Source organism: Methanobrevibacter sp. TLL-48-HuF1, assembly GCF_023617305.1.
GTDB lineage: Archaea > Methanobacteriota > Methanobacteria > Methanobacteriales > Methanobacteriaceae > Methanocatella > Methanocatella intestini.
The window spans coordinates 1,785,439-1,798,206 of sequence record NZ_CP081485.1 but is presented as its reverse complement, the minus strand read 5'-3'; the positions used below and the strand labels follow the sequence as shown (position 1 = coordinate 1,798,206).

At 27.9% G+C, this 12,768-nt stretch carries 11 protein-coding genes; 2 read left to right on the top strand and 9 right to left on the bottom strand.

The features are described from left to right. Positions 1 to 374 precede the first annotated feature (374 nt). The 6 genes from K4897_RS08520 to K4897_RS08495 all read right to left on the bottom strand — a co-directional run bounded on the left by K4897_RS08520 (position 375) and on the right by K4897_RS08495 (position 6,580). Complete coding sequence (locus tag K4897_RS08520; protein ID WP_250416057.1) at positions 375 to 1,865, bottom strand: sodium-dependent transporter; 1,491 nt, start codon at positions 1,863 to 1,865, stop codon at positions 375 to 377. Between the two features lie 31 nt (positions 1,866 to 1,896). Further along, on the bottom strand, positions 1,897 to 3,393 hold the full coding sequence (locus K4897_RS08515; RefSeq protein ID WP_019265370.1) for a sodium-dependent transporter: 1,497 nt from the start codon (positions 3,391 to 3,393) through the stop codon (positions 1,897 to 1,899). A gap of 558 nt (positions 3,394 to 3,951) precedes the next feature. After that, entirely contained in the window at positions 3,952 to 4,620 is a 669-nt protein-coding gene (locus tag K4897_RS08510; protein WP_250416055.1) for a stage II sporulation protein M, read from the bottom strand. 50 nt (positions 4,621 to 4,670) lie between these two features. After that, positions 4,671 to 5,153, bottom strand: a complete 483-nt coding sequence (locus K4897_RS08505) for a hypothetical protein (RefSeq protein ID WP_019268184.1) — start codon at positions 5,151 to 5,153, stop codon at positions 4,671 to 4,673. A 12-nt stretch (positions 5,154 to 5,165) separates the two neighbouring features. Beyond that, positions 5,166 to 6,095 carry an AAA family ATPase gene (locus K4897_RS08500; protein ID WP_250416053.1) on the bottom strand — a complete coding sequence of 310 codons (930 nt, stop codon included), beginning with the start codon at positions 6,093 to 6,095 and terminating at the stop codon, positions 5,166 to 5,168. Between the two features lie 41 nt (positions 6,096 to 6,136). Then, positions 6,137 to 6,580, bottom strand: coding sequence for an AAA family ATPase (locus tag K4897_RS08495; RefSeq protein WP_019267279.1), 444 nt, complete (start codon positions 6,578 to 6,580; stop codon positions 6,137 to 6,139). Positions 6,581 to 7,263: 683 nt separating this feature from the next. On the opposite strand from K4897_RS08495, the gene K4897_RS08490 reads away from it, so the two are divergent. Together K4897_RS08490 and K4897_RS08485 are read left to right on the top strand one after the other, a co-directional pair. Next, a complete protein-coding gene (locus K4897_RS08490) occupies positions 7,264 to 8,226 on the top strand; it encodes an NAD(P)H-dependent glycerol-3-phosphate dehydrogenase (protein WP_019265360.1) in 963 nt (320 codons plus the stop codon). A 14-nt stretch (positions 8,227 to 8,240) separates the two neighbouring features. Further along, positions 8,241 to 9,104 (top strand): phosphorylcholine transferase LicD, encoded by an 864-nt coding sequence (locus tag K4897_RS08485; protein ID WP_250416052.1) that lies wholly within the window; start codon positions 8,241 to 8,243, stop codon positions 9,102 to 9,104. A 5-nt stretch (positions 9,105 to 9,109) separates the two neighbouring features. Here the strand turns inward: K4897_RS08485 and K4897_RS08480 are convergent, their stop codons facing one another. From K4897_RS08480 to K4897_RS08470, 3 genes are read right to left on the bottom strand one after another with little or no spacing between them, the layout of a single operon-like run. Further along, entirely contained in the window at positions 9,110 to 10,426 is a 1,317-nt protein-coding gene (locus tag K4897_RS08480; protein WP_250416050.1) for a Gfo/Idh/MocA family oxidoreductase, read from the bottom strand. Further along, positions 10,426 to 11,502, bottom strand: a complete 1,077-nt coding sequence (locus tag K4897_RS08475) for an alanine--glyoxylate aminotransferase family protein (RefSeq protein ID WP_019267004.1) — start codon at positions 11,500 to 11,502, stop codon at positions 10,426 to 10,428. Before K4897_RS08475 ends, K4897_RS08480 begins: the two co-directional genes overlap by 1 nt. Positions 11,503 to 11,559: 57 nt before the next feature. Next, positions 11,560 to 12,600 carry a phosphorylcholine transferase LicD gene (locus K4897_RS08470; protein ID WP_019265751.1) on the bottom strand — a complete coding sequence of 347 codons (1,041 nt, stop codon included), beginning with the start codon at positions 12,598 to 12,600 and terminating at the stop codon, positions 11,560 to 11,562. Between the last annotated feature and the right edge of the window lie 168 nt (positions 12,601 to 12,768).

Below are 12,768 nucleotides of genomic sequence, written 5' to 3'. Positions count from 1 at the left end.
AGATTTTTTAAATGTTTAGATTTTTGTGAAACTCCAGTAAAATCACTATCATAATTTCACAATAATTATTTAATGACTTTGTTTTATTTATAGTTAACTGTACAAAAATTAAAGATAATTTTAATTAATGTTCATTATTTTACATGTCAAAATTGACATTTTAGCTATTCATTCAATTTATACAAAATAGGAAAATATAGAAGTTTAAAATACCAAAATAATAATCCACTTCCAATAACTTATAAAACAAAGCTTAATTAGTTAATTTTAAAAAATTAGAATTATTAATTATTAAAAATTATATAAAGTTAAAAAATAACTCTTTAATTTATAAAACAGGAAGTTTAAAAAAATAAAATAAAAAGAAAAAGACATTAAAGTCTTTGCTGTGTTTCATCCCAATCTTTGGATTTTGCAGGTAATTTCTTAAGTATAATAGTGAAACTAACTAAAAGAATAGCTAAAATAGCTAAAATACTTAATTCTACAATTGAACCTGAAGATATAACTCCAAACAACCCACCAATCCATACAAATCCTAAAACAATCGGAATGATATATTTAATTGCAACTATCCACCATTTACCAATTTTTAAGGTTTTACTATTTTTATTAAGTGATGGAATGATTTTACTTGCATCAAATATCCATGCAAACAATATACATTCAAATATAACACCAATTAGCAGAGCTATCTGATTTAAAAATGTATCGGCTATTCCCAGAATATATGAACCCATAGCTGTTGCATAAATCATTGAACAGGCTCCACCAATAATACATAAAACAGTTACTGTTTTATTACGTGACCAGCCAAACTTATTTTGAATAGATACAGATACCGGTTCAAGCAATGCTAAAACACTTGTTATACCAGCCAAATATACTGTAAAGAAGAATAACGGTCCGATAATATTAGCTATACCACCAAGCACATTAAATACTTCAGGATATACAATAAATACCAAACCTGTCCCCTGAGTTACCAAATCAGGTACTGCCACACCGCTTTGAAGTGACATATATCCGAGAATTGAAAACACACCAATAGCTGCAAAGTTTTCAAAACCGCAGTTTGCCACTGCAACATACAAAACATTTGAAACCAGATCAGAGTCATCCTGAGCATAGCTGGCATAGGTAAATGCAATACACATTCCCAAACTTAGGGAGAATATAATCTGACCAAATGCAGCCATCCAAATATTGAAGTCCCCTAACAAACTCCAGTCAGGATTAAAGAGCTGTGAAAGTCCGATACCTGCTCCAGGTAATGTCAATGAAAATATTACGATACCAATCATTATTATAAATAACAGAGGTACCAGTGCTTTTGAAACCCTGCCTATTCCGTCTTCCAGGTTTCTGTGTGAAATAAACCACAATATAAACCATCCTGCAAGAATTGATATAGCTATTATCGGCACAATCGTTGCAATACCACTGACAGATTCTGTTGATTGCAAAAAGGTATTTGTAAAGTAATTGTTGGGATCTGCTCCCCATCCCTTAAATGCAGAGATAATTACATAAAATCCGTCCCATCCGAGAATGGAAATATAATAAACCAGAATCATAAAAATAGCTACCGGTAAAAACCAGCCTAAATATTCCCATTTCTTTGAAATGCTTCTAATTGCCTTTGGAAAAGAAGATTTGAAATTATATCCAACACCATATTCCAAAATCAGAAATGGAATACCTAAAATCAGTACTGCTGTAATATATGGAATGTAAAATGCTCCTCCACCATTGCTATAGAGAACATAAGGAAATCTCCAGATATTACCAAGTCCAACTGCAGAACCTATCATAGCCAGCAGAAATGAGATATTGCTTCCCCATTCATTTTTTTCATTTGCCATAATATCACTTCAATAAAAAATTAAAATAGGATTAAAGTCTCTGTTTGACTTCATCCCATTCGCCGGATTTTGCAGGCAGTTTAGTAAATATAAATGTGGCACCAAGTAAGATTACAGTTAAAATAACCAGAATAGCCAATTCCAACATGGATCCTGAGGAGATAACTTCTAAAATTCCTCCAACCCATACAATTGCAATGAAAATCGGCAATACATATTTAACTACAACAAGCCACCATTTACCTAATTTAATTGATTTGCTTTTTGCATTAAGTTTAGGAATAATGTTTTCTGCTTTAAATATCCAAGCAAATACAATACATTCAAATATAACACCAATTAAAATAGCTATCTGATTAACAAATGTATCGGCTATTCCCAGAATATATGAACCCATAGCTGTTGCATAAATCATTGAAACCGCTGCACCGAAGACACATAAAACAGTCATGGTTTTATTACGTGACCAGCCAAATTTGTTTTGGATGGAAAATGATAAAGGTTCAATTGTTGATAAAATACTTGTCAGACCAGCTAAATATACTGTAAAGAAGAATAACGGTCCAATTACAGAAGCCCAATCTCCAAGTACATTAAATACAGTAGGATATACAATAAATACCAAACCTGTTCCCTGAGTTACCAAATCAGGCACTGCCACACCGCTTTGAAGTGACATATATCCGAGAATTGAAAACACACCAATAGCTGCAAAGTTTTCAAAACCGCAGTTAGCTACAGTTACCCACAATGCATTGGAAACCAAATCTGAATCATCCTTGGTATAGCTTGCATAGGTAAATGCAATAGACATACCTAAACTTAATGAAAATATCATCTGACCAAATGCAGCCATCCAAATATTGAAGTTAAGCAACAAACTCCAGTCAGGATTGTACAGCTCTGCAAGTCCAATACCTGCACCAGGTAATGTTAAAGAGAAAAGTACAATAAAAATCATTATAGCAAATAATAAAGGTACTAAAACTTTAGAAACCCTACCTAAACCTTTTTCCAAGTCAGTATGGGAAATAACCCACATTATAACCCATCCTACAAGCATTGCAATAGCTACAAAAGGCACAAAAGTACCAAGACCTCCTAAAGTATCATTTGCCTGAAGGAAACTGCCTGTGAAATAGGCATTTGGATCAGCTCCCCAGCCTTTAAATGCTGAGATAATTACATAAAATCCGTCCCAACCAAGAATAGCTGAATAATAAATAAGAATCATGAAAACAGCTACTGGTAAAAACCAACCTAAATACTCCCATTTATTTGAAATGCTTTTAACCGCTTTTGGAAAAGAAGATTTGAAATTATATCCCACACCATATTCCAAAATTAAAAAGGGAATCCCCATAATCAAAATTGCAACAATATATGGTATGAAAAATGCTCCACCACCATTACTGTACAAAACATAAGGATATCGCCAAATATTTCCAAGTCCAACTGCCGAACCTATCATAGCCAACAGAAATGACAGGTTACTTCCCCATTCGTTTTTATCTTTCGTTTTCGCCATAAAAAATCAACTGCGATAAAATTAAATTTATTGTTATTAATTCAACATTATTACTTTAGTAGAAAATACTATATTAATTATATACATTTAATTCAGAGATTAAGTGAATAAAAATTAGTTAAAATTTAAAATAAGTTGAATAAAATTTTATGAAAAAAATAACAGATTATATAAAAAGAATTTGGAAAATATGATTCTGGAAATTTTAATAAAAAAAGTTTAAGATAATGATTAAATAACGATTTTGTATTTTCAACTTCCCATATACTTTTGAAACAATCATATAAAATAACTGCAAGATAATATTATAGTTAGCTATTTACACATAACTCTAAAATTTGTTCTTTTAGTTTCTGCTGGTATTTACATCATCAAATATTTTTCATTACAATTCATTTTTTTATACTTTTCACCTAATTTATTTTATACTTTTCATCAATACACATTAAACTGTGAAACTTATGATAATTTAAAATAAGCAATTTGCCCAATAAAATCATTTTAGACAAAATGTAACACTATATAAAAGTTTTTAGCTAATTTAAAACATAAGGTCAATCAGAAAAATGAATCAACCCACATACCTACATGTTCAGTAACATGACCTTCAATAAGTGCTGCAATAATCAGCAAAAAACAGGAAAATACCATAAGAACAATGGACTGTTTTAAATAAATCCTGTTTAACTTCCAGGAATTTTTAGCCCTTAATTTAAAACCCGGAACCTCATTTCTGGTAGTGTCAATTGTTTTTAAAAATCTCCATATAAACAGAAACAGCAAAACACCCGCTGCTGATTCAAAAATCAAAGCAGGAATTTCAAAGATTCCATGAGGAACAATTAAAGCAATAAACATCAGACTCATGCGAAAAGGATCCATACTTACTACTTTTCCGCCAACAATACCTATAGCTATTCCATTAACAATAACACTGACAAATGACATTATTCCAAAGAAAACAGATGAAAAATATGTTGTAAGACCGGCGGTTTCATTGTTAATAAACAGTTCCAAAGCAGGATCCATTGTAAACTCCCTTGACATCTCTGCTTTAATTTCACCTAAAAAAGGATTTAAAATTTCAAGTAACTGAGCATGAAAAATCCAGGCCAGAACCGCTGAAATAACATATAATGAAAACATCAAACAAATCAGACGCTTATTATCCACAATGGAACTTTTAACTTCTCTTTTAGCTATTGAAAAATATCTGTTAATTTCCATATTCTAATATTTGATTTTTATGTTTATGTAGTTTATACATTGAAAAAATATTAATTAAATTTAAAATTATTTATACTATATTCACAACTTTCTTTCCTAATAAAAATATCATTCCTTTTAAATCCTTTGATAAAAACCGGATTCAACAAATTTTTATAAGTTATTCTTTGACCATTATCTTTTATTTTACCTAAAAGCAAACAAGAAATATTATTTATTTCTTCCCCCATATTTTTCATGACATTTACAACTAAACTTCCACTATCTTCAAATTTTTGTCTGACTTTTTTCAAATCCCTTGAACCAGAAGTCAATTCACATAAAATTATATCATACTTATTATCCAAATTAGTTTTTAGTTTAATAATAATACAATCAACAGAACTTCTCCCATTTCTTTTTTCTAGACCATCACCATCAAGAATTACATAATCTTCTTTTTTAATATCTTTAAAAAAGCATCCTTTTTCCCTACATTTATCCAATATGTAATTTTCACCATATTCATTTATAAAATGTTGTTTAAATCCCAAAAAATCACCTTTTTAAAAATTAATTATATCTATAGACTCTTCATATAATTCTTCTGTGATTTTTGAGAAATTATCTTCTGTAAAACCCGTATTATTAACTTCAATTTTTTCTGGAACAAATGAATATTTTGACTGTTCTTTAAAGTGATATATACTAACATCCTTAAAATTCAAAACATTATTTTCATCATAATTTAATTTAAATATTTCATCAGATGTTAAATTTCCCAAACGGATAAGATTATTAAATTGATGGATAACATAATCACTATGAGTTGTAATCAATACATTTAACCCCTTATTAATAGCCTCAGCCAAATACTTAACTAAAATACGTTGATTTTTTGGATGCAAATGAGCTTCAGGTTCTTCAATAATCAATAAATCATCTTCTTTTAATATATATTTCAAATAAAGTATAATTGCAGCCATTTCATTTAAAGAAGTAGACAATAATTTCGGAGATACTTTAATGTTTTCATTAAAATCTAAATATTTTACATTATTAAATAATCCATCTTTTTCTAAAACAATATGACCTCCAGAAAGTTCTTTTTCAAAACTACACGCCAAATCATAAAATTGGCCTTTTTCATCCCCTTTTAAATTAAATAAAGATAGTGCAAAATCTTCCTGATTTTTTGAAAAAGCAATCTTATTTTGAATCCTTTTAGAAATTATTGTTTTATCTTTAGTAAAAATTGATCGTTCAGCTGGAATATAATAAGAATTTTTCAAAAGTGTATCTTCAAATATTGACACTCCAAAAAGAGCATAAATCATATAATGAATCATTTCATCATCATCATCAAAGCGTTTATTAATTAAAAAGGAATTCATATTAATTAATATATTTTCATCATTTTTATCAAATTTTAAAACAATTTCATCATTAATCATCGGTTCTTCAGAAGATGGAACTTCCATAAGTGAACTTTCCATTTTAAAGTTTTTATTAGCTTCTTTAACTAATATATCATCATTTATTTCAATTTTAAAGTAATTTTTTTAAATTGAATTAACTCATCTAAGTTTTTAACATCAAATTGCTTTTTAATTTTATCCCCGAATAATTCTGAAAAATATTTTAAAATCCCATTTTCAATTAAATATTTTAATTCTGAAACAGGAATTTTGAGAGGATCTGAAGATAAAGAAGGATTATCCTTAATATATTTGCTTATTTGATTAGAAAATTTAGAAAATAATTCCTCAGCTCTTTTATCAAAATATTTCGTTGAATTTAAAGCCTCATTAAACATATCCCCATAATTATCAAAACGACTGTTGAAACATTGGATAATATGAGCAATGAATGATTTACCAGAACTATTAGGGCCAATAAAAATAGTTAATGGAGATATATCAATATTTGCCTGTTTTATAGATCCGAAATTTTCTATTTTTAAATTTTTTATATTCCCCATATTATCTGCCTCACAACTTAAGTAACACTTATTTAATAATTTAAACCAAATCATCATATAATTCTTTCTAATAACTAACCGAAAAATTGATTTAAAGATAAAATATTAAAATAAGAATAAAATAAGTGATGAAAATACTATAATTTAAGTAACAAACCAAGACAACACATACTAACAACAGACAATGCTTTTTAATTACATCTAATTTATTTCAATCATATTAAATTATGTAAAATCACCTGGAATAATTTACTGATTTTTTATAATGTATTGCATATTAAAGGATTTTATGAAAATAAAAAGGTAAAATATATTAAGTAATAGTAAAATATATACAATTGAAGTTAAATTCTGAACTGCTTCAAAAAAATATTTTATAAAAGCTTTGTATTGATTAGGTGGATAATTGTGTAGGAAATTTCTCCACCTTTTCTATGTTGGACGGGGTTTTGTAAAAATGATAGGTTGTGTAGCCCCGTCCACTTATTCTTATTTTATGGATTAGCTAATGGATAATGAGTTTTTTATTTATTTGAAGATTTCTATACTTTATCAACTAAAAATTGAAAACGTCTAAAAAAGCTTGTTTTGTTTTAAAAAAAAAATGAACAATAATATTATTGAACAATATTTCCCGACTTTTACAAAAAGATATTATACTAAAAAAAATCAAATGAAAGTATATGAAACCTAAAGTTGGGATTATTAGTGCTGGTGCACTTGGAACTGCTTTAGCACAATCCATTTCAAAAAACAATGATAACATTTTATTATGGGGCAGGAACCCAGAATTAATAAATGAAATCAATAAGGAACATACAAATAGCAAATATTATCCTAATTTTCAATTAAATGAAAATATAACCGGAATTGATGATTTAGAAAAATTACATAATTGTGATGTTATTATACTAGCCATTCCATCATCAGTCATTCGTGAAATGATGGAAAAATTAGCTAAAATAATATCTCCAGACTGTGCAATTATAACAACCATAAAAGGTATTGAATTATCCAGCCATAAAACAATGAGCCAGATTATCAATGAATATGTTGATAATGCAACTTATGTACTGTCCGGTCCTAATATTGCAAAGGAGATTATGAATAATTTTCCAGCAGCTACTTCCATTGCAGGAAAAGGCGATTTTGAGTTAGTTAAATCTGTTTTTGATGGAAGCAATATGAAAGTAGATTATAATGATGATATTATAGGTACTGAATTTTGTGGAATTATTAAAAACATAATAGCTATTTCACAGGGGATTTTAGAAGGAATGGACATTAATTACAATGCAAAATTAGCATTTTTCACTAAAAGTTTCCTTGAAGCTAAAGACATTATTGAAAAATTAGGTGGAAAAAGAGATACTGTGGATCAATACTGTGGATTTGGAGATATTATTACTGCATCATTATTCCCAGTTAGTAGAAATCATACATTAGGAGTTCTAGCTGGACAAAATATAGTAATTGATGAACAGGCAACAGGAGTGCTTTTTGAAGGTAAAAACACATCCAAAGTGTTTAAAAAAATATGTGATGAACATAATATTCACAGTCCAACTGTTGACTTTGTTTACCATACAGTAATTGAAAATAAAAATCCTAAAATCGAGTTTAATAAGATTTGGAATGAATTGTAATTAAAAGGTGTAAAATGACTATAATAAAACTACCTAAGAAATTCAATGAATATGATCCTAAAACTTTAAAACATTTACAAGATGTTTATTTGATGATGTTAAAAGATTTCATCAAAGTTTGTGATGAAAATCAGATAGAATATTTTCTTGATGGAGGCAGTGCACTCGGTGCTGTAAGACATCAAGGATTCATTCCATGGGATGATGATATAGATATTATACTATTCCGAGATGAATACGAACGATTAATAGAAATATTAGAAAAATTACCTCAAGATAAATATGAATTATTAAGTTCAAAAAATAAAAAATGTTATTGTAGGCTCCATTCCCAATGGAATTTAAAAGGAACAAAAACAGAAGCATATTACGACATGAATACTGATTTCACATTAGGAATATGCTTAGATATTTTTGTATTGGATAACATTCCCAATGACGGATTAAGAAAAAAAATATTTTCAATAAAACAAACATTAATAAGGAAATTAATTTGGAGTTATGAAATAACAAATAGTGAAGCATACATCTCCAAAAACAAAGAAAGACTGGGGAAAATATTAAAAATTATTTTCAAAATTCTTAGAATAAATTTTACAAAAATTATAAAAATCAACAATAATTTTATAGAAAAATACCGGAATGAAAATTGCGAAAATGTTTGTAACTTAAGTACAACCTATGAATTAGTTTCAATTCCAAAAAATATATTCCACCCTCCAAAAAAAGTCAAATTTGAAGATGTTGAAGTTAACATCCCAAATGATTATGATAAATACCTAAAAATAATATACGGAGATAATTATATGGAAATACCTCCAAAAGAGGATAGATACAATCATATTTATAATACTGTCGATTTTGGACCTTACAAATAATTCCATCATAAATTATTAAATTTATTATTATCAAAAGCTTCCATTACTGAAGATATTTCCTTAGAAATATTAATATCAATATATGAACCTGTTTTATTTAATTCAATTGATTTTATAAATGCTACAAGTTCATATCTTATTCCTTCACCATCTAACTGGTAGAAATATTTCTTATTTTCATTTTGATTTTCAAAACGTACTTCAAAATAGTCTGTTTTCCACCATGGAGCAGGAACATAAATATATCCTTTTGTTCCAGATATTATTAATTCCCCTTCAGATTTAACTCCTTTTCCAACTTTTATAGAAGCTACTGCATTTTGATATGTGAAATCTATTTTTGTAAATAAATCAAAATTCTCTGCACTGTCTAACAAAAGAGAATTAATGTTTTTATTTTTATAGTCAGTTCCAAGCAATTGGAAAACCGGCAATAAAGCTGTTGGACCCCATGCAGTTATACTGTTCCAGTCATCACCAGACCTATCTGCTAAACTGGTACAGGTTGCATCAACTGATATTACATCTCCAATTTTTCCTTTTTTAGCAAGTAACAACAATCTGTTATAAGCAGTTGAATATGCTGTTTTAATTGAATCCATTAAAATCAAATTATTCTTTTTAGCCAGTTTGAATAATTCACAGAGCTCCTCTTCTTTAAGAGCAATTGGTGATTCACATAAAACATGGACTCCATTTTCAAGTGCCTTTTTTGCTTGTTTGTAATGTTTTGATGGATGAGATACAATAAATATTGCTTCAACATTATCTATCAATTCATCAAAATCCCGAGTTAAAATTAAATCATCCTCAAAGTCTTTAAGTTGATTTTCATCATCCGAACATATTCCCTCAACAGTTAATCCATTGACATACTGGCTTTCATTGTAAAATTTGTTTAAAACTAATCCTTCACCAACTAAACCTAATGTAACCTGTCTATCTTTTGATCTTATATCTGTACTTGAAACTCCTTCAGTTCTCTCCAAATAAACAACATCACAATATTCATTAAGATAATCAAATTCGCCAACCCAATCAGATCCTACAGTGAAAATATCAATATCATATCTTTTGATGTCATCTATTTTTTGACCTTCATATTCTTCTATAATAATTTCATCAGCCAGTCCTGTTGCCCTTACTGATTCTATTCTTTCCATTAATGACTGCTGTACATTGATTTTTCCCCTGTTTTTATCAAAGTCATCAGCAGTAACCCCTACAATTAAATAGTCTCCAAGTGCTTTTGCCCTTTCCAGTAATCTCTGATGACCATAATGAAATAAATCATATGTACCATAGGTTATAACTTTAATCATTAGAATAATCCTCTTTTTTGAATATCTCTAAGTGCATCAATCAAAGTATCATTATCTTCAGTAGATAAATCACCCATATGTCCAACTCTAAAAATCATGTCTTTTGATAAATCATCCCTTGCTGTACTAACCCATATATCATATTCATTTTTTAATATTTCAACAAGATTTACATCAAGAATTTCTTTAGAGTGAACAGTAGTAACTGCATTAGATAAGCATTTACATCTAACTTCAAATGGAAATTCTTTAATTTTATTTCTAAAATCATTAGCTAAATTTGTAGTTCGCTCAATTTCAACTTTAACTCCACCATCATTTTTAATTTGATTCAATCTTGCATTAATCTGTAACAAAATAGTAATAGCTGGAGTATATGGTGTTTGACCTCTCTTAGCATTTAACAACATATCTTTTAAATCAAAATACATTGATTTACATGAATTATTGTTCACCCTATCTACAGCACGTCCAGATAAAGTTATAATAGCAATTCCTGGAGGGCATGCCAATGCTTTTTGAGAACCTGTTATTACGACATCCACTCCGTGCTCGCTCATATTAATATAATCAGCTAAAAAAGAACTAACTGCATCGACAACTAAAAATAGATTATTTCTTTTACAGAAATCACTTATTAAATCAATATCATAATGAACTCCGGAACTTGTTTCACAAATATTAACCATAAATGCAGTATAACCTTTATTATCATACTTTTCCAACATTTGAGAAGTAAGACATGATCCAAAATCTATTTTAATATCATCACAGTCAATATTATGGAGTTTACATAAATCCACAAATCTTTGACCAAATCCTCCACCATTGACTACTAATACTTTATCATTTTCTGTAAAAACATTCATCACAGTAGCTTCCATACCAGAAGTTCCAGATCCCGTTAAAAATATGACTTTGGAATCTTCATCTGCAAAAAGCATTTCTTTCATCAATTTTTCATTCTCAAGAGTGATTTTAGAAAATTCAGGAGTTCTAAAATAAGGAGTTTGTTCACTTCCAACTTTTAAAACTAAATCACTACTCATAACCGGACCTAAAGCAAAATTCAACACAATATCACCTATTAAATATTAAATTAACATTATTAATAAATCTCAAAATAACCTCATTTATTCAAAATCAAAATTATCATTAATTTCTTTTAAATAACTAATAGATTTTGAAAATGATTTATCCATTTCCTCAAATGAACTAAATTGATGTTCTATAAATGGAACTAAACTATGATTTTCAATAATCTTTGGAATATGCATGAAATTCTTACCAAATTGAACTTCCAAGGTATGTTTAATATCTTTAGGACATTTAAATTCATATCCTTCAAATTTTATTGTTTTCAATGGAAATATCTTATCAGTTTCATAAATCAAATCAGAAGTTAACTGTAAAACATCAATTGAATCTGCAAAATACTTTGTCTTAGTATTAACTAATCCTAATTCTTTTTTTACTACATTAAATTCGTTCCAAAAAACTTTTTTACCATTTTTAACATCCTGATTAAACTTATATTTAGTTGACACATAATCCTTTTTAAAAGATTCCAACTTTTCTTCTAAAAGGTAATCTTTCGGAAATAGATCAATCTTAACATAAGGTTTTAGCCATGCAATTTGTAAAAATGAAAATTTATTATCATCTAAAAAACCATTTTCATCATCAACATCATAAACACTTCTAAATCCTTCAAAATAGTTCTTTTGATTTTCAATAAGTAAAGACAAACCACAATTTTCTTTGAAGTATTCATATTTAGAAATTTCTTCTGGAAGAATTTTAATTAGTTTTTCATAGTCTTTTCTCATAATAGACAAATCTATGTCATCATCCCATGGAATAAAACCACCATGGCGAACTGCGCCAATTAATGTACCTCCTTCAAGCCAATAATCAATATTATGCTTTTTACATACATTATCTACAAAACGAAGCAATTCAATATACAATAACTGAACATTTCTTAAATTACCTTTTATTCTTATATCACAACTAGTAAACAATAAATCCAATAACTGATTTTGTGAATTTAACTGATTAGATTTTTTATTTAAATTTTGTAACTTTTTAGGAATCTTTAAAAAGAAATCTAAAATATAATTATTATATTTAATAAAATCCGGCAGCTTTGCATAAATTTTTTCAAAATCCATAAAAATCAATCCAATGTTTATTGAAAAACACACTAATTAAATTAACACTATGTCAATATAAATATAAATAATTTATTAATATCAAAATTTTAAAAAATGTATATTTAAACTTTAATTTTTAAAGCTGATAAACTAAAAATATTTAAAGTATTTGAACTAATTCAATAT

Coding starts and splice junctions, on each gene's coding strand:
- K4897_RS08520 (WP_250416057.1), bottom strand. CDS start 1,865: ATGGCAAATGAAAAAAATGAATGGGGAAGCAATATCTCATTTCTGCTG.
- K4897_RS08515 (WP_019265370.1), bottom strand. CDS start 3,393: ATGGCGAAAACGAAAGATAAAAACGAATGGGGAAGTAACCTGTCATTT.
- K4897_RS08510 (WP_250416055.1), bottom strand. CDS start 4,620: ATGGAAATTAACAGATATTTTTCAATAGCTAAAAGAGAAGTTAAAAGT.
- K4897_RS08500 (WP_250416053.1), bottom strand. CDS start 6,095: ATGGAAAGTTCACTTATGGAAGTTCCATCTTCTGAAGAACCGATGATT.
- K4897_RS08495 (WP_019267279.1), bottom strand. CDS start 6,580: ATGGGGAATATAAAAAATTTAAAAATAGAAAATTTCGGATCTATAAAA.
- K4897_RS08490 (WP_019265360.1), top strand. CDS start 7,264: ATGAAACCTAAAGTTGGGATTATTAGTGCTGGTGCACTTGGAACTGCT.
- K4897_RS08485 (WP_250416052.1), top strand. CDS start 8,241: ATGACTATAATAAAACTACCTAAGAAATTCAATGAATATGATCCTAAA.
- K4897_RS08480 (WP_250416050.1), bottom strand. CDS start 10,426: ATGATTAAAGTTATAACCTATGGTACATATGATTTATTTCATTATGGT.
- K4897_RS08470 (WP_019265751.1), bottom strand. CDS start 12,600: ATGGATTTTGAAAAAATTTATGCAAAGCTGCCGGATTTTATTAAATAT.